The sequence below is a fragment of the Rhizobium sp. 18055 genome, from assembly GCF_902706285.1.
GTDB lineage: Bacteria > Pseudomonadota > Alphaproteobacteria > Rhizobiales > Rhizobiaceae > Rhizobium.
On the sequence record NZ_CACSKD010000020.1, the window covers coordinates 37,551 to 54,630 of the forward strand.

General features: G+C 57.7%; 19 protein-coding genes. 14 read left to right on the forward strand and 5 right to left on the reverse strand.

What is annotated here, in order from left to right; all coding sequences use genetic code 11:
• The first annotated feature begins 132 nt into the window (after nucleotides 1-132).
• The 12 genes from trbB to GVL52_RS25030 all read left to right on the forward strand — a co-directional run bounded on the left by trbB (nucleotide 133) and on the right by GVL52_RS25030 (nucleotide 10,186).
• Nucleotides 133-1,098: a P-type conjugative transfer ATPase TrbB gene (trbB, locus tag GVL52_RS24975; RefSeq protein WP_160012171.1), complete on the forward strand. Its 966-nt coding sequence runs from the start codon at nucleotides 133-135 to the stop codon at nucleotides 1,096-1,098.
• A complete protein-coding gene (locus GVL52_RS24980; protein WP_160012102.1) occupies nucleotides 1,088-1,480 on the forward strand; it encodes a TrbC/VirB2 family protein in 393 nt (130 codons plus the stop codon). Before trbB ends, GVL52_RS24980 begins: the two co-directional genes overlap by 11 nt.
• A complete protein-coding gene (locus GVL52_RS24985) occupies nucleotides 1,473-1,772 on the forward strand; it encodes a conjugal transfer protein TrbD (RefSeq protein WP_160012104.1) in 300 nt (99 codons plus the stop codon). The genes GVL52_RS24980 and GVL52_RS24985 overlap by 8 nt, the downstream gene beginning before the upstream one ends.
• A gap of 10 nt (nucleotides 1,773-1,782) precedes the next feature.
• Entirely contained in the window at nucleotides 1,783-4,218 is a 2,436-nt protein-coding gene (locus GVL52_RS24990) for a conjugal transfer protein TrbE (RefSeq protein ID WP_160012172.1), read from the forward strand.
• The gene (trbJ, locus tag GVL52_RS24995) at nucleotides 4,208-5,020 is read left to right on the forward strand and encodes a P-type conjugative transfer protein TrbJ (RefSeq protein WP_200847894.1); all 813 of its coding nucleotides are present in this window, start codon (nucleotides 4,208-4,210) and stop codon (nucleotides 5,018-5,020) included. The genes GVL52_RS24990 and trbJ overlap by 11 nt, the downstream gene beginning before the upstream one ends.
• Nucleotides 4,906-5,220, forward strand: coding sequence for an entry exclusion protein TrbK (gene trbK, locus GVL52_RS30980; RefSeq protein WP_160012106.1), 315 nt, complete (start codon nucleotides 4,906-4,908; stop codon nucleotides 5,218-5,220). The genes trbJ and trbK overlap by 115 nt, the downstream gene beginning before the upstream one ends.
• Nucleotides 5,214-6,392 (forward strand): P-type conjugative transfer protein TrbL, encoded by a 1,179-nt coding sequence (gene trbL, locus GVL52_RS25005; protein WP_160012108.1) that lies wholly within the window; start codon nucleotides 5,214-5,216, stop codon nucleotides 6,390-6,392. The genes trbK and trbL overlap by 7 nt, the downstream gene beginning before the upstream one ends.
• 24 nt (nucleotides 6,393-6,416) lie before the next feature.
• Nucleotides 6,417-7,079 (forward strand): conjugal transfer protein TrbF, encoded by a 663-nt coding sequence (locus GVL52_RS25010; RefSeq protein WP_160012110.1) that lies wholly within the window; start codon nucleotides 6,417-6,419, stop codon nucleotides 7,077-7,079.
• Nucleotides 7,080-7,102: 23 nt separating this feature from the next.
• Nucleotides 7,103-7,924, forward strand: a complete 822-nt coding sequence (gene trbG, locus GVL52_RS25015; protein ID WP_200847898.1) for a P-type conjugative transfer protein TrbG — start codon at nucleotides 7,103-7,105, stop codon at nucleotides 7,922-7,924.
• A 3-nt stretch (nucleotides 7,925-7,927) separates the two neighbouring features.
• Nucleotides 7,928-8,374 (forward strand): conjugal transfer protein TrbH, encoded by a 447-nt coding sequence (gene trbH, locus GVL52_RS25020; RefSeq protein WP_160012114.1) that lies wholly within the window; start codon nucleotides 7,928-7,930, stop codon nucleotides 8,372-8,374.
• A gap of 15 nt (nucleotides 8,375-8,389) precedes the next feature.
• Nucleotides 8,390-9,691, forward strand: coding sequence for an IncP-type conjugal transfer protein TrbI (gene trbI, locus GVL52_RS25025; protein WP_160012116.1), 1,302 nt, complete (start codon nucleotides 8,390-8,392; stop codon nucleotides 9,689-9,691).
• Between the two features lie 195 nt (nucleotides 9,692-9,886).
• A complete protein-coding gene (locus GVL52_RS25030) occupies nucleotides 9,887-10,186 on the forward strand; it encodes a transcriptional repressor TraM (RefSeq protein ID WP_160012118.1) in 300 nt (99 codons plus the stop codon).
• On the opposite strand, the gene GVL52_RS25035 is transcribed toward GVL52_RS25030, so the two are convergent.
• Nucleotides 10,187-10,891, reverse strand: a complete 705-nt coding sequence (locus GVL52_RS25035) for an autoinducer binding domain-containing protein (protein ID WP_160012120.1) — start codon at nucleotides 10,889-10,891, stop codon at nucleotides 10,187-10,189.
• A 276-nt stretch (nucleotides 10,892-11,167) separates the two neighbouring features.
• On the opposite strand from GVL52_RS25035, the gene GVL52_RS25040 reads away from it, so the two are divergent.
• Both GVL52_RS25040 and GVL52_RS25045 read left to right on the forward strand, forming a co-directional pair.
• Nucleotides 11,168-12,760, forward strand: coding sequence for an RcgA family putative transporter (locus GVL52_RS25040; RefSeq protein ID WP_160012174.1), 1,593 nt, complete (start codon nucleotides 11,168-11,170; stop codon nucleotides 12,758-12,760).
• Nucleotides 12,760-13,755 (forward strand): RcgR family putative quorum lactone hydrolase, encoded by a 996-nt coding sequence (locus GVL52_RS25045; protein ID WP_160012122.1) that lies wholly within the window; start codon nucleotides 12,760-12,762, stop codon nucleotides 13,753-13,755. The genes GVL52_RS25040 and GVL52_RS25045 overlap by 1 nt, the downstream gene beginning before the upstream one ends.
• Nucleotides 13,756-13,879: 124 nt before the next feature.
• Here GVL52_RS25045 and GVL52_RS25050 read toward each other — a convergent pair whose 3' ends face one another.
• From GVL52_RS25050 to traF, 4 genes are read right to left on the reverse strand one after another with little or no spacing between them, the layout of a single operon-like run.
• Nucleotides 13,880-14,686: a DUF3800 domain-containing protein gene (locus GVL52_RS25050; RefSeq protein ID WP_160012124.1), complete on the reverse strand. Its 807-nt coding sequence runs from the start codon at nucleotides 14,684-14,686 to the stop codon at nucleotides 13,880-13,882.
• A gap of 59 nt (nucleotides 14,687-14,745) precedes the next feature.
• The gene (locus GVL52_RS25055) at nucleotides 14,746-15,363 is read right to left on the reverse strand and encodes a TraH family protein (protein ID WP_160012126.1); all 618 of its coding nucleotides are present in this window, start codon (nucleotides 15,361-15,363) and stop codon (nucleotides 14,746-14,748) included.
• Nucleotides 15,345-16,541 (reverse strand): conjugal transfer protein TraB, encoded by a 1,197-nt coding sequence (locus tag GVL52_RS25060; RefSeq protein ID WP_160012128.1) that lies wholly within the window; start codon nucleotides 16,539-16,541, stop codon nucleotides 15,345-15,347. The genes GVL52_RS25055 and GVL52_RS25060 overlap by 19 nt, the downstream gene beginning before the upstream one ends.
• The gene (traF, locus tag GVL52_RS25065) at nucleotides 16,531-17,076 is read right to left on the reverse strand and encodes a conjugative transfer signal peptidase TraF (protein WP_244619273.1); all 546 of its coding nucleotides are present in this window, start codon (nucleotides 17,074-17,076) and stop codon (nucleotides 16,531-16,533) included. Before traF ends, GVL52_RS25060 begins: the two co-directional genes overlap by 11 nt.
• Nucleotides 17,077-17,080: the final 4 nt, after the last annotated feature.

Below are 17,080 nucleotides of genomic sequence, written 5' to 3' on the forward strand. Positions count from 1 at the left end.
CGCCGTATAAACGAATCGACCGAACCCTGAAGGAATCACCCGTGGCTCGCGAGGTGCAAATTTGCACCTCGACATCATCGCTTGCACGCGGTCTGTCTCCCCCCATACTCAAACGAGGGGACGATTTCATCCATGCTTCAATCGCACTCCCGCCTTGTCCGGAAACTGCAGGATGCACTTGGTGAGCGTTTATGCATCGCTCTCGACGATCCAACTGTCGTCGAAATCATGCTCAACCCTGACGGCAAACTGTTCATCGAGCGGCTCGGGCACGGCGTCGCGCCGGCCGGCGAAATGCAGGCGGCCGCCGCGGAGACGGTGATCGGTTCGGTTGCTCACTCCCTGCAGTCCGAGGCCGACGGAGAACGACCCATCATTTCCGGCGAGCTGCCGATCGGTGGTCATCGTTTCGAGGGGCTTTTGCCACCGGTCGTCAACTCACCAACCTTCACGATCCGCCGCCGGGCATCCCAGCTTATCCCGCTCAGCAACTATGTGGAGACCAGCGTGATGACCGAGGCCCAGGCCTCGATCATTCGAAGCGCGATCGCAAATCGGCTCAACATTGTCATCGCCGGTGGCACGGGATCGGGCAAGACGACCCTCGCGAATGCTGTGATTGCGGAGATTGTCACCAACGCACCGGAAGATCGGATGGTGATCCTCGAGGATACCTCCGAAATCCAGTGCGCAGCAGAGAATGCCGTCAGCCTCCATACGAGCGACGCTATCGACATGGCGCGGCTCCTCAAAAGCACGATGCGCTTGCGTCCCGACCGCATCATCGTCGGTGAGGTTCGCGATGGCGCAGCACTCACCTTGCTCAAGGCCTGGAATACTGGCCATCCCGGCGGCGTGACGACCATCCATTCCAACACGGCGATGTCGGCGCTCCGCCGCCTTGAGCAACTGACCGCCGAGGCGAGCCAGCAGCCGATGCAGGCGGTGATCGGCGAAGCTGTCGATCTCGTGATCTCGATCGAACGCGCTGGCCGGGGGAGGCGGGTGCGAGAGGTCCTGCATGTCGAGGGCTTCAATGGGTCTCGCTATCAAACCGAACATTATCCGCAAATCGATGAGGACAGCCATGCCGCGTAACCGTTTGCTCCGCCTGGGAATTCTCGCTGCCTTTCTTGGCGTGTCATTCGCCGCACCGGCGCTTGCCAGCTCTGGAGGGAGCCTGCCTTGGGAAGGGCCACTCCAAAAGATCCAGGAATCGATTACAGGACCGGTCGCCGGCTATATCGCGCTTGCGGCCGTTGCAATCGCCGGCGGCATGCTGATCTTCGGCGGCGAGCTCAATGATTTCGCACGGAGGCTCGTCTATGTCGTTCTCGTCGCCGGCCTCCTGCTCGGCGCCACGACTGTGGTCGGCCTATTCGGCGCGACTGGAGCGTCGATTGGCATTTCGACAGTCGCCGACGGGGACCGCACGCGACCGGCGACCGAGACGAACAGAGGGGAGGGGGTCAATGGCTGATGCCGGCTCTGCTCTTCATCAAAACCGTATCCATCGGGCTTTGTCGCGACCGAACCTTCTGATGGGGGCGGATCGGGAACTGGTTCTCCTCGCCGGGCTGGCATCCATCATCCTCATCTTCGTCGTGCTGACCGTCTATTCCGCCTTGTTCGGGATCGCAATCTGGACCGTGGTCGTGGGAGCGCTGCGCATGATGGCGAAGTCCGATCCGTTGATGCGGCAGGTCTATGTACGCCACATGCGCTACCGCGCGTACTACCTGCCGACATCCTCCCCTTGGCGCAGTTTCTGAGGATCAAAAGATGGTGGCACTGCGCGCATATCGATCAACCGGACCGTCCTTCGCCGATCTCGTCCCTTATGCCGGTCTGGTCGATAACGGCATCCTACTCCTCAAGGATGGGAGCCTGATGGCCGGTTGGTATTTCGCTGGCCCGGATTCGGAAAGCGCGACCGATGCCGAGCGCAACGAACTCTCCCGGCAGATCAACGCCGTTCTTTCGCGGCTCGGATCCGGCTGGATTATACAGGTGGAGGCCGTTCGTGTTCCGACGACCGAATATCCTTCAGCTGACCGGAGTCACTTCCCTGACATCGTCACCGCGATGATCGATGATGAACGCCGCAGACATTTTGGCCGGGAGCATGGCCATTTCGAGAGCCGGCAAGCTTTGATCCTGACGTACCGGCCGCCGGAGCGCCGCCGGAGCGGTCTCACCCGATACATCTATGCCGATCCCGAAAGCCGAACGGCCACCTACGCCGAAACAGTCCTCGAAACCTTCCGCCGCTCGATCCGGGAGATTGAGCAATATCTCGGCAATATCATTTCCATCCAGCGCATGCAGACGCGCGATGTCAGGGAACGGGGTGGGGAGCGCATCGCGCGCTACGACGAACTCTTACAGTTCATCCGCTTCGCGATCACAGGCGAGAACCATCCGGTCCGCCTTCCGGAAATTCCCATGTATCTCGACTGGCTGGCGACGGCTGAATTGGAACATGGCCTGACGCCACGCGTCGAAAGCCGCTTTTTAGGTGTGATCGCCATCGACGGCCTGCCGGCCCAAAGCTGGCCGGGTATTCTTAACAGCCTCAACCTTATGCCGCTCACTTACCGATGGTCCTCGAGGTTCATCTTCCTCGATGCCGAAGAGGCCAAGCAGCGTCTTGAGCGGACCCGCAAGAAATGGCAGCAGAAGGTTCGGCCCTTCTTTGACCAGCTTTTCCAAACGCAATCCCGATCCGTTGATCAAGACGCCATGTCGATGGTGGCGGAAACCGAGGATGCGATCGCCGAAGCATCATCCCAATTGGTCGCATACGGCTACTACACACCTGTCATCGTTCTGTTCGATGAAAGCCGCGAGATGCTTCAGAACAAGGCTGAGGCTGTCCGTCGCTTGATCCAGTCCGAAGGGTTCGGCGCCCGGATCGAGACCCTCAACGCCACCGACGCTTTTCTCGGCAGCCTGCCAGGAAATTGGTACTGCAATATTCGGGAGCCGTTGATCAACACGCGGAACCTGGCTGATCTCGTGCCGCTCAATTCGGTCTGGTCGGGCAGCCCGAACGCCACTTGCCCATTCTATCCATCGGACGCACCGCCTCTCATGCAGGTGGCTTCCGGCTCGACACCGTTCCGGCTGAACCTGCACGTCGACGATGTTGGCCACACCTTGATTTTTGGCCCGACTGGGTCGGGGAAGTCAACCTTGTTGGCGTTGATCGCTGCTCAGTTCTCGCGCTACGCGGACGCCCAAATCTTCGCCTTCGACAAGGGCAATTCCATGTTGCCGTTGACGCTGGCCGCTGGCGGCGATCATTACGAGATTGGTGGTGAGGCGGGGGAGGGGGCTAATCTCGCCTTCTGCCCGTTGTCGGAACTCTCGACCGACGGCGATCGTGCCTGGGCATCCGAGTGGATTGAAACGCTCGTCGCCCTCCAGGGCGTGACGATTACGCCGGATTATCGCAACGCGATATCCAGACAGATCGGTTTGATGGCTTCAGCACCCGGTCGTTCGCTGTCCGACTTCGTCAGCGGTGTCCAGATGCGCGAGATCAAGGATGCTCTGCATCACTATACCGTCGATGGACCGATGGGTCAGCTTCTCGATGCGGAGGCCGATGGCCTTTCACTTGGCCGTTTCCAGTGCTTCGAGATCGAGCAGTTGATGAACATGGGCGAGCGCAACCTCGTACCCGTCCTGACATACCTGTTTCGGCGCATCGAGAAACGTCTTGATGGACGGCCAAGCCTAATCATTCTGGACGAAGCCTGGCTCATGCTCGGCCACTCAGTCTTTCGAGACAAGATCAGGGAGTGGTTGAAGGTGCTGCGCAAGGCAAATTGCGCCGTCATCCTCGCCACCCAGTCGATCTCGGATGCGGAACGCTCGGGCATCATCGATGTCTTGAAAGAATCCTGCCCGACGAAGATCTGCCTGCCGAATGGTGCTGCCCGCGAGACCGGCACCCGCGAATTCTATGAGCGGATCGGTTTCAACGAGCGGCAGATCGAGATCGTCGCAAATGCCATCCCGAAGCGGGAATACTACGTGACCTCTCCGGACGGGCGGCGGCTTTTTGACATGTCGCTCGGCCCGGTCACGCTGTCGTTCGTCGGTGCGTCCGGGAAATCTGACCTTGCCCGGATCAGGGCACTTCTGTCCGCACACGGCAAGGAATGGCCGCAGCAGTGGCTCATCGAAAGGGGGAACAATCATGATGCGTAACGGCAATCGGTTTCAACGGTTCGGAAGGGCAGGCGTGTCAGTCGCCGTCGTTGTTTGCTTATTCACGACGCCAACACTTTCCTTTGCCGGCGCGGCAACAGGCGGTGCCACCGAATGGACGCAACTTCTCAACAATGGCGAGCTCATCAATCTTGTTGGCCAGTCCGGCACACAGATCCAGAATCAGATCACTCAGATCACGCAGCTTGCCGAGCAAATCCAGAACCAGCTCAACATTTACAAGAACATGCTGCAGAACACGGCGCAGTTGCCGAGCCATATCTGGGGTCAGGTCGAAGGCGATCTCAATCAGTTGCGGAACGTCGTCAATCAAGGCCAGGGCATCGCCTTTTCGATGGGCAACGCTGACGATCTCCTAAAGCAGCGCTTCCAGAGCTACGCCGATCTTAAGACCAGCCTACCGAATGCCGACACATTCTCGTCGACTTACCAGACCTGGTCGAACACGAACCGGGACACGATCGCTAGTTCACTCAAGGCTGCGAGCCTCACAGCCGATCAATTCGACAGCGAAGAAACCACGATGAGCCATTTGCGCTCGATGTCTGAGTCAGCGGACGGTCAGATGAAAGCGCTTCAGGTCGGACATGAAATCGCCGCCCAGCAAGTTGCCCAGATGCAGAAGCTTCGCGGCATCGTCTCCCAGCAGACCACCCTCATGGGGACATGGCTACAAAGCCAACAGACCGACAAGGACCTCGCTCAGGCGCGCCGCGAGAAATTCTTCAATTCCGATGTCCAGTCCGTTCCCGATGGCCAGAAAATGGAGCCTCGGTGGTGACCCGCTCAATAACCATCATTTCTCTTCTGGCAGTGTCTGCCGCCCTGGCGGCGATCGCGACGGTCATACTTGCCAGACATCAGGTCCCATCCGCTCCTCAAATGAGCACGGAGCAGCGCGACACGCATGAAAAATTCTTTGGGACGGCAAAGGAGCCGGCTCCGATCCCGAAGGGCCAGGAGATGCGACCAAGATGGTAAGAGATCGTGCGATTAGAATTTCGCTGACCGCAGGTGCAATCTGCCTGTTGCTGGCAGCGCCAGCCTTCGCCCAGCAGGGGCAGGTCCTTACCGAGTTGGAAAACCAGGTCTCCACCGCTGCCAAAGGGTGGGAATCAACGGTTATGGATGCAGCGAAATCGCTGTTCTGGATCCTGGCTGGGATCGAAGTCGGCATTGCTGCGGTCTGGTTGGCGATCCAGGCCTCCTCTCTCGACAGCTGGTTTGCCGAACTGGTTCGGCGGATCATGTTCATCGGCTTTTTTGCCTTCGTGCTGACACAAGGTCCGACTTTCGCAAAGGCCGTCGTCGACAGCCTGTTCCAGATCGGCGCCGGCGGCGGCTCCGCTTCCCCCGCTGAAGTATTTGACGCCGGCATTCGCGTTGCATCGCAAATGTCGCAGCAGGCCAAGTTCGGGGTCTTTGAAGACAATGCGCTGGCGATTGCCGCGGTCATGTCGATGTGCGTCGTCGTCATTTGCTTTTCGCTGGTGGCTGCAATCTTCGTGTCCGTCATGGTCGAGATGTATGTAGGCCTTCTGGCTGGCATGATCATGCTGGGGCTCGGAGGCTCGTCGTTCACCAAGGACTTTGCGATCCGCTACCTGATTTACGCCTTCGGCGTCGGCATGAAGCTTATGGCGTTGGTGATGATCGCCAAGATCGGGTCACAAGTCTTGCTTGGCCTCGCCAACGCACCGACAGCCGACTCTGATCAATTCATCACGACGCTCGCGATCGCTGGTATTTCCGTCGTTGTCTTTATCGTTGCCATGTACGTCCCGAACATCATTCAAGGTGTCGTTCAAGGCGCCTCGGTTTCTGGTGGTATGGAAAGCATCCGTCACAGTGGACAGGCCGCATCCTTCGCCGCCGGTGGGGCGTTTCTGGCTGCAGGCGCAGTTGGCGCCGGCTTTGCGGCGGCACAATCGGCCAGGGCAGGGGGCTCTTCGGTTGGGGGGGCGGCACTTCGCGGCATGGGCGCCAGCTTTGGTTCTGGCGCAGCCGCCGCAGGATCAGCGGCCAAGGAGAAGGCGATCGGCTCTCCAGGGGCCTATGCCGGCTCCATTCTTGGGCTTGCGAACGCGAAGCTCGATCAGGCTCGTGGAAAGACGTCCTCATCTCTCACGCGACCAGAGCGCCCGGACAAATAACTTCTCAAAGACAGGAAGATCAAAATGGCAGCGCCACGCGCACCGGACAACCCATATCTTGCCGCGCGGCAGGAGTGGTCGGAACGATACGGCTCCTATGTAAAGGCCGCCTCAGCCTGGCGCACTGTCGGCATACTGAGCCTTGGCATGGCCGTGATCGCTTTCAGCTATGCCCTCTATCTCAGCACGCAGGTCAAGCTCGTTCCCTATATCGTCGAGGTCGACAAACTCGGCAACACGGTCTCCGGCGGCTTCCCGCAGCAGATCGAGTACGCCGATACACGTGTGGTTCGCGCCACGCTTGGTAATTTCATCTCGAGCTTCCGGTCGATAACGCCCGATGCCGTGGTGCAGAAGCAGTATATTGACCGGACGTACGCTCTGCTTCGAACGTCTGATCCGTCAACCCAGAAAATCAACGCCTGGTTTCGAGGCAATTCTCCGTTTGAAAAAGCGGTCAACGCGACCGTGGCGATCGAGGTCAACAACATCGTTGCACTGTCCAATCAGACCTATCAGATCGACTGGACTGAATATGAACGCGACCGGAAGGGCAAGGAAACGGCAACACGTCGCTTCCGGGGCATCGCGACCATCGCAATCACCTCACCACAAGATGAAGCAACAATCCGGCTCAATCCGATCGGCCTTTATGTCACCGATTTCGATTGGACCGCGCAACTTTAGGGCAGGAGACTGCAATGGGGACAATGGATAAGAAAACAGCCACCAGCTGCCTGCTGGCGGTCGTTGCGGTCATTTTAGCAGCCGCGCCCGCCGCATCGCAAAGCCTCAACAAGAACGAGATCAAGGGAACGAACCTTTCGGGGCAATGGCGCGGTCAGGCTGGCCTTGTGACGCGCGGCCCGGATGGCAAGGTTATCTTCCTGTTCGGCGAGACGCAGCCATCCGTGGTCTGCTCCCCCCTTCAGGTTTGCGATATCGAACTCCAGGGCGGCGAAATCGTCCGTGACGTTCTGGTCGGCGATACCGTTCGCTGGAAGGTCGAACCAGCAACCTCGGGCGCCGCAGGTGGACAGGCGATCCATCTGATCGTCAAACCGTCTGAGCCGGGTCTCGTCACCTCGATGGTCGTCACGACATCGAGGCGGACCTATCATATCCAGCTCAAGTCCCATCCGAGCCAGTACATGGCGCGCGTCGGGTTCGAATATCCGGAAGACGCGGCAACCAAGCTCTCTGACATCAATGCCCGCATCCAGGCGATGAGCGGACCCGGTGGTGGCGTACCACCCGAGCAGCTAGCATTTTCCTATTCGATGAGTGGGAGCGCACCTTGGCAGCCGAAACGGGTCTATTCCGACGGACAGAAGACCTACATACAGTTCCCACGGGCGATCTCTGGCCAAGATGCGCCGGTCCTCTTCGTCGTCTCCGGTGGTCAGAACCGGATCGTCAACTACCGGATGAAGAACGACATGATGATTGTCGATTACAATATCGACAAGGCGGTTCTGATTTCCGGGGTCGGCTGGCATCAGCAGAAGATCACAATCAGGCGGGGAGGCTGACCAATGCAGATACGCTATTTCCTTCCGATCGCCATCGTCATTGCGCTCACAGGCTGCCAGACGGCGACCGATGGACTGACCAGCAGCGCGGCACCCCCTGATATCACAGGACCGGCCGCGAGCGCGATCGCCGGCGACTTGGCCGGCCGCTTCGCCGAGCAGGCAGGTGCGACCACAACACCGATCAGATTGCACAAAGATACTTCGGACTTCGCAGGGGCGCTCGAAGCGGCGTTGAAGGGCTGGGGCTATTCCGTCGTCACGGACGAAAAACCCGCATCCGCCAAGGATGCTTCCAAGCCGATGGAACTTGCCTATTCGCTCGCGAGCCTGGACGGCCAGGTGCTGGCGCGTCTTTCGACAGATAATGTCGAACTCGGCCGGGCCTACACGGTCTCCAATGGCATCGCGGTTCCGGCGAGCCCCCTTTCCCTGATGAAGCGTGACTGACCGAGGAAGAAGATCATGGTTCAATCGCTGCAGCTCGGTAACCCAAACACTTCCGCCGACGAGAGAGGCATGAAGCGCCTCAACCGCGTCCCACTGTTTGTGGGGATCGGAATCGCAGTCCTGTTTCTTGCCGTTCTGGTCTACGGTTTGTCGTCTCGTGGCCTGCATTTCGGTCAACAGGGAGTTCAGGACGGCGGGTCGAACGGGCCAGCCTCCAATTTTGCGGAGCAGATGAAGCGCGGTGTCAAGGACGGCATCATTGGAGACCGACAAGATCAGCCAATGTTCCAGCCGACACCCAATCCACCTGCTCAGGCAAGCCCGCAACCGCCGCCGGCGGCTCCGAAGCCTGATCCACGCTCAGCACAACGTCCACAGATGGAATCTGAGGAAGAGTGGAACGCACGCATGTTGCGCGAACAGCGGGACCAGATCGCGCACGAGCAGCAACGCCAGCGCATGGCGAGCCTACAGGCGAAAAATGCGGCTCTGGATTCGCCGCTTAAGGTGGATATCTCCGACGTCGACGCGAAGGGCACGGACGCGGCGTCTTCATCGGCACGTCCATCGACAGCGGCGCCCGCCGGCGGCGCGTCCGATCTCTATGCCGCAGCTCTGCGGGCGGGTGCCGCCGGACAGGCTGGTGATCAGAACGGCCAGGCTTCGAAGGAAGATTTCTTCAACAGTGACATCAAAGGCCTTGGATATCTGCCAAACCAGGTCGTGCCACAGCAGTCTCGCTTCGAGCTCAAGCGTGGGTCGGTGATCCCGGCTACACTGATTACCGGTATCAATTCCGACCTGCCTGGGCGGATCACAGCGCAGGTAAGTCAAAACGTCTACGACAGCGCCACCGGACATCTTCTGATTATCCCGCAGGGAACCAAGCTTTTCGGCCGCTATGACAGCAAGGTTTCCTTCGGCCAGAGCCGCGCACTGGTGGTTTGGACCGACATTATCTTCCCCAATGGATCCACCCTCCAGATTGGAGGGATGTCAGGGACGGACTCCGAGGGCTATGGTGGTTTCAAAGACAAGGTAGACAACCATTATCTTCGCACCTTCGGATCGGCGGCACTCGTCGCCCTCATCGGGACTGGGATCGACATGGCCGTGCCGCAGAGCTCCACTCTCGCCACGCAGGATACCGCCTCTGACGCCGCGCGACGCAACTTTGCTGAAACGTTCGGGCGTGCCGCGGAGCAGACGATCTCGAAAAACCTCAATGTTCAACCGACAATCGAGATCAGACCTGGATACCGCTTCAACGTGCTTGTTGATCAGGACATGATATTTCCGGGCATTTATAGCAACTGAGCCATGAGCCTAGAAAGGAGATGAAAACTCGCTCTGCCATCACCTCACGGCCGGCGCTGCAAAACTGCAGTGGAAGACTCGTCTGGCTCTCGATAGTATAAGCCTTAAGGCACCCACGCGCTGTGTCGCTCTACTGGCGGCTGGGCAAACCTCCAGGTGTACAGTGGGAGCCAAGCGTAGACTTTGAGAGAAGAGATGAGCGGCGACAGAAATATCACGACCAAAGATGTTGACCTTCGGCCAGTTGTCGGACTGCTCTCTGACGAGTCTGAGCAAACTATCGAGATCTTGACGATCGGCGCAATCAAAAAGCACCGCAAGCTGGTCGATCGCGCCGAACGAATGTTTCAAGATGTCCAGGCAAATGAGAGAACAAAACAGCTAGAGCCGAGTGCTGCCTACATCGGCTATCTAGATGCAACCATTGAAATGCATGCCCAAATGTCTGCTCTCACGACGCTTCTTAGCATCCTGGGCAGGACCCCGAAAGTCTGATCAGATAAGACCACGCCGAATTGCTTGAGCGACAAGCTGGGTGTTGTTGCAAAGGTCGTAACGGCGCCTTGCTTCGGCGAGCGCAATACGAACGGTGTTATATTTAACCTGCTCGATGTCAGCCGTGTCTTCCACGGTTTTGCCGAGTGAAAGCCACCGTGTGTATGTTCCCTCTTTGGGAGTGAGGTAGAACGGCTCCTGGGGCGTCGAAGCTATCTTCAAATGCTCGATATGTGCATGAAGCTGTCCAACTGCAGAGGACGCAACGATCGGATCAATTTCTTCTTGGACTGTCAAAACCGGCATTGCTGAGACAAAGCTCAGCATCGAAATGGCGCCGTTAGCAATAGCAATTGGGAAAGTTATCCCTGAGCGGATCTCGTAGTGAGACGCGGTTTCGTAAAAGCTACTGTCTCCGTCAGTCATTTGGTCTACTTGTAGAGCGCCAGACCAAATAAAAGCACGGCATAACTGCTGGGCTCGTCTCAGAATAGGATTTTGCCGGCTCAAAGCGTAAGTTTTGCTTCGCTTTATCCATTCGGGATCAAGATTTGAGATCATGTAAAAGTCGCCCGGTACTGGCTTGACATAGCCGTAACCGAGAAATCCGAATTGCTCGGCTAAATTTTCTAGCGCGCGTCCCAATGATGATGCGTCGTGCGCGACTGCGCTGATTTCTAAAAGCCCCAATATGAGTTGCTTCATCCAAATCTCTCCGTTTCCGTCCTGCCTCATCGGGCAGGGCGGCCTCCGGTAGCGTTGTCGGCAAGCCCAACGCAGACCAGTGGCTGACGTCCCACTTTTAGGCTGCGCACGACACGGTCACCCGTGCGCAGCCTTGGATTGCTTTCGTGATCGACGATTGCGCGCACTCAATTTGCAGTTCCCCGAAGACAGTCTTCGTTAACCGCCGATTGCGTGATTTGGCACGATGTAATATGAAGTGCCGCGAAACGAAACGAAATATTGGCTGGTAACTGGTTGTTTCAGAACGGAAAATTATTTCTATCGCCACCTAATGACGGCAGTGATTGGAAGGAACTATTCGCAAAAGCAGCCGCGGTTGGTGCGGGTAGGCCTTTGGGCGACGACGGTTTTCCGTCTGGTCCTTGGACTCCTGAGTCGCTCACAGAGGCGATTTCACAACTCGACTCGAACCGAGCAGGGGTTGATCTGCGAACAGTCCAACTTTGGTTTCAGGACAATGACAGGGGGATTAGTGCCAACAATATCCGCTGGCTAGCGCGGGTCTTCGGGTGCGACGATCCTGGGGCAACAAGTGCGTGGCAGGTCGAGTTGAGCTCGGCACAGGGCCGGCTTTTGACCAAAAGGCGCGAAGCGAAAAGGGCGGAAAGCAGCCCTGAACAAGATACTTTCGAGAGACCTGGGGATGTCGAAATCGATGACGAGGCCGACGCCAAGGTCACACCAGATGCCGAACCCACCCGCAAAAAGCGGTCTTGGAGCTTGGCGCGAGGGTCGGAGTCATTCTACAGCAATGGCTCGCCGTTGAATTTGCCTGCTTTTGTGTTCGCAGGCGCCTCCGCTCTCGGTTTCCTTTCCTATATCCTGGGAATCCATGACGATGTCTATGTCCGTGGGGATAACGTTTCGAAGCAGGTCGGGTTTCTCTGGGCGCCCAATTGGACCTTTCTTTTCATGGTTCTGTTGCCGCTTTTTTTTGTGCTGGTGATAGAGCTTCTCGCTTACTGGAAGATGGAAGGGCGCTTAAAGCTCTCGACGGCCGACGACGATAAGTGGAAAAGTGACGCCGCCTGGGAGCGCAACGTGCAGGCCTCGTCCTCTTCCTATTGGGCGGTCTTTATCATTTGCATATTGTTCGCCGGAATATTCCAATGGATCGGTGTTTGCTTGATTCCACTGTTAAAAGGCGGGGCCGACTACGCGACAAGCTGGGGTACGCTGGCAATTGTCCGGCCCGACCTCATCTCGGTCCCAGCATCGATCGCGTTCACAGCGCTGGCATACCTTTATATGTGCGTTTGCTTCTTTCTGTTTTTCGCAGGCCTTATTCTGCTCCACACGATTATCCATGATCTGAGGAAAATAGACGCAGAAGCCAAGTTGCTCGGGAGAGATACGTATCGAGGCGAACTCCATGAACTGCGATTCAGGCTGTTGCGCGGGGTATTTCGTTGCACGATTGTCGGCATTCTCGTCGCGTTGTGCATGAAGGCTCAAAGCGCATATCTTACGTCAAACGCACGAGACATCGTGGCTTGGTTGTCAGATGATATGAAATTGGCGTTGGCTGGTCGTGAAGCCGTTGGCAACGCGTTCCACTACCGTATGCCTACACACTATAGCAGCCTACTGTTGGCTGTTTCGACCATCGTGGTTTTTCTTTATGGTTCGATGTGTTTGCGCGGAGTAGGGACTTGGCTTCATCCGGCTGTTTGGAAAATGTCAGCAATCGTCGCAACTGTTTTTGCCAGCTATCTGCTGGTGGATGCTTTCGTGGGATCTTCATTCGTTTTATGCGTTGGTTTGCTAGCCAGCGTGTACGGCCTGGTTCACCCTGGGCTAGGGCGTCAGAGTAGGAAGCAGTCATAGTGTATTTTAGCTGGCTTGATCAGTGGGACGAGCATCGCGCACAGCGTGGTGAGGAAGGCAAGGAAACCACAGGTTTCATCCTTGATGCAGAGCGTGCCTTCCCAGGTGAGAACACGGAGGGTCTGCGTGAATTTTGTGCCCGCGCAGATCGGGCTTTGACCGATCCGGGCTTTTTTGCCGAACCGACAGGCTGCGACCAAAGCTTCGAGATGCGCGATCATTGGGTTAAATTCCCATCCGATATCCAGACTGATGTCCCAGAGAACAACATCGTTTGGGCTAAAGTCACTGGAAACGGGTCATTCGATAAGGCGCTGGTGGTTTTTCATCATTGGAATGCCCGGACTCGAAACCCGCGGATTGCCAGTTTCTTTTCGAAGCGCGGAATTAGGGTCTTTGAAATTGCAATGCCTTACCATTTCGAACGTGGCCGGGTTGGCTCAGTTCACGCCGATTACATGCTCAGCGCAAATCTCGGTCGGACGATGGAAGCGGTGAAACAGGCTGTCTCTGATGGACGAAAATTGATCCGGTGGCTGAAAGGCGAGGGCTACAAGGAAATTTCGGTCCTCGGCATGAGCCTTGGCGCCTGGGTAGCAGGACTGACTGCAGCTCACGATGAGATGGTGGCTAAAGCTTCGCTGTTCCTGGCGGGTGGAAGCCTTGCCGATATGGTCTGGACAGGCCGCGCTACACGCTCGATACGGCTGAGCCTTGAGCCGGAAATTCATTTAACGGATCTCAAAAAAGCGTGGGCTCCGCTCAATCTCGAGAACTACGTGCGCCGACTGGCTCGACCTGGCCTCGATGTTCAACTCATTCTAGCAAGGAGAGACACCGTTGTATTGCCGGAGATTTCAGAAGGTCTGATACGAGGTCTGAGAGACGCAGGCGGACAGCCACAAGTTCTGCGAATAAACTGCGGCCACTACTCCCTCGGAAAGTTGCCCTACATCATCTTTGCCGGGTTGACGGCGAGACGATTTCTATCGTGAATTAGAGCGGCAAGCTTCGGTCTTGCAAATCCTCCTTCCGTGTACTATTTTCTAATCAGAGCAACGCTCCGGGGTCAGCGCTAGGCGCTGGCCGAAATGAATTGAGGTCCGTAAGGACCTTTTTTCATTTAAAGCAGCTGTATTTGATGCCGAGGTTAGGACGATCTTCCTCGGGCAGATGAGCGTCTATCAGTTTGCCCGCTTTCATCAGATCAACATAGGGCTTGTAGGTGGGATCATATCCGCCCTTGGCCATGGGATACAACATCAGGTCAGCGACTTGCATCATCGCTGCTTCCTTTGTCCGGCGCTTAGGCTCGCCTCTCACGATCCGCCGAAACTCCCCGGGGGAAAGGGCGCCGTAGACGTTGGCGCCTTCGCCGGCAAAGGGCATCCCGTCGGCCTTGAGCGCCTTGGTATAGGAAATTAGATCGCGATCTTCGTGCTTGCCACTTGCCTCGAAAAAGACCCGGAGCGTACGGCCGCGGCTATCGGCGAACTTTGCAGCCCGCTCGATGAGTATCGAGTACGCGGTTTTGCTCATCAGCCATAGCCGCTCTTTGTATAGCTCTCGATACCGTAGGACATATCCCGGCCGATCGATAACCGCCGCAATTCCTATCACGGGAAGCGCGAGGATGAATGCGTCGAGCTCCGGAAAGAAAATCCGCGCTTTCTCGGGGTTCCTGAGCCAGCCGAAGTCTCCGCGCCCGCCACGGATTTTGTGCGAGTGAAGAGGGTAGGTTATCCCGTGCTCGGCGCAGAATGCGGCGTGCCGCGCTTTGAGCTCGTCGACATCTTCTTGCCTGATCAGAAACCCGCCCAAGCCGAAGCAGTCCATTCCGTCCTTGCGCTCTTGGGGGAGTTCATGATCCGGGTCCCTACTGCCCGTATCGTCAATGAAAAGGTGATATTCAGGAACTGAGGTCATTGTCGACCAGTCTATCCGACAGAAGCGCGGAAAGCCACGTCTTCGCTCCCTCGATCCGGTTATTTCTGGCCGCCGATCCGGGACAAATCGATCCTGATGTCGGCGTCTGCAGCCGTCTCCGGTTCGCCCGATTGCGGAGCCACTCCTTCGTCCGGTGTGAGGTTCGTTGGACCTGTAGCAGGCTTCGCGTCACCTGCACTCTTCCCGAAGAAGATCGGACCACCAGGGTCTTCGGCACTGAATACGTTGTCGCCTTCAAAAGTACCCGTTTTCCAGGCGTAGATCGTATCGTCGAGCATCTGTGGGAGAAGCTCTTTATTCGTCGGGCGGCCGTACCACTTGGTCACGATCCGGGCGACCTTCGCGAAGATGCCGGTGCCGGTCCGCAAATTTTCACAGGCCTCGAACATGCCCGATCGAAGTTGCGAGACATCAGTGACGCCCACTCCCGCCGGAAATTGTGTGATTCCGACGCGCACGACCGCTTGACCGACATAGGTTCGCACCACATCGAGCGCTTCGTCGGCCGATTGGGGTTTCGGAATGAGGACCACACGACCATCCGACTTTACCGAAACGGCAAGGGGGTCTTCCGCGCCGGCCTCTATAACGAACCGCTCAACGATAGCGGGGGCAAGGTTCGGGTTTGCGCATTTGGCTATGAATGCGGCATCCATTGTGTTTCTCCAGGTGAGGTGTTGAAGGACGTCACGAGTGGTTTGCCGAATAGCCGAGCCCAAGCCTGAGTGCTGACCTGTTGAATCGCGACGATACTAGTATCTTTGGTCCACCAGCCGTTTCCAACAGCCAGGACCAAGCCTGGGTCATGCAGCATCGATTGCAGGAACGGCCAGACGATAAGTTGTTCGTAGCAAATCAGGGGCGCGATCTTCTTCCCGGCTATTTCGACAACAGGGTTCGCGAAGAAATGTGCGCGCGCGCCACCATTCTCGCCGGCAAAACGGCGCCACGGCTGCCACATTGCACCTGGAACCGGCATTCGCTCGCGGTAGACTACCTCGGCGCGCTGGCCTGTGATCCGGACGAGAACGTTGTCGTATCCGGTTTCGTTGACGACGGCGGCTCCAGCGATAACCGTCATGCGGCCCTTCATAGCATTGGCCTGCCACAGGGTCGCGACGGTTGTCGTCCAAAAGCCAAGAGCGCTTTCCGGCAAGATGACGATCCGGTTCTGGACCTCGCTTCGAACGATCGTTGCAAGAAGATCACGCTGATAGGCGAGTCCTGCGTCGCGGCCCATTCTGGCCCCCAATTGGAGGTCCACTCCCTGCCATTCACGCCCTATCTGAGGCTGCGTCCAGAATGCGGCGGACCAAAGCCAGCAGCCTGCGAAGGTGAGGGCTGCAGCCGGCCAATACCGCGTCGCCATGACCGAAAGGCCGGCTGCCATTCCTATCAGCCCCACCCAACCCCAGCCGGCAAAGACGACGCCTGCAGCGGTGATCGGATGAGCCCAGCCGAGAATGCCGAATGGTGGCAAAGCCATGAGGATCATAGCGATGAGATAGGCCAGGCCGCTTCGGAGACCTTGTCGATCCGTCCAGAGCACAGAGTGGACGAAGACGAAGCCGCTCGACGCCACCAGCCACAAGAGCAATCCTGGCCAAATATCGGATTGGTAGAAGGCCGCCACACCCAACGGCAATCCCCGCGAAGCTGCCAGAAAATATGCCCCGGACGCGAGCGCTGCTGAAGCTCGACCTGGCGCGCGTGACCACAGATAGGGGAAGGCCACTGAAGCCGGCAGAAGGAGCAGATAACCACTCCATCCAATCCAGCCGCTTGCCGCCCCTGCGCCGACGATGATCGCACTCTTCCACCGATCATGGCCCATAGGTCAGAACCTCGCGCGCCATTCCGAGGATCCCGGAAACCGGAACCGGGCCGAAATATCGACTGTCCCAGGAGCCCGGGAAAGAAGAATGGAGAAAGACCTGCTCAGGCGGCACAGTCCCACCGGAATAGGGGCGCAGCGGACGGCCGCGGCCATCACGCTCCACAAGACGGGAATTGTCCAATACCGCACCGTCGATGGATACGTTTTTGCCAATTTCCACCTGCTGCCCGGCGACGGCAACGACCTGCTTGATCAGCGGTCCGGTTCCGCCCGAGCACAACCCCCAGCGAAGATAACCTCGCGATTTCCCCTCCATTCGCTCGGCCCCGTCAGGCATGCAGACGAAGACGAGATCCCCGATTTCGATCGGGCGATCGAGCTGCTCGATGCGCCAGAGCCCGAGCGGCTCGCTCGGCGTGGTGTTCATCCTGATGCCAGCGCCAAAGCCTGCAGCCAGGACCGCCGCAAGTCCGAGGACGGCGCCCAGCAGGATGGCGGCCACAGGTCGGTCGGCGCGCTTGGTGCGACGCATGTCC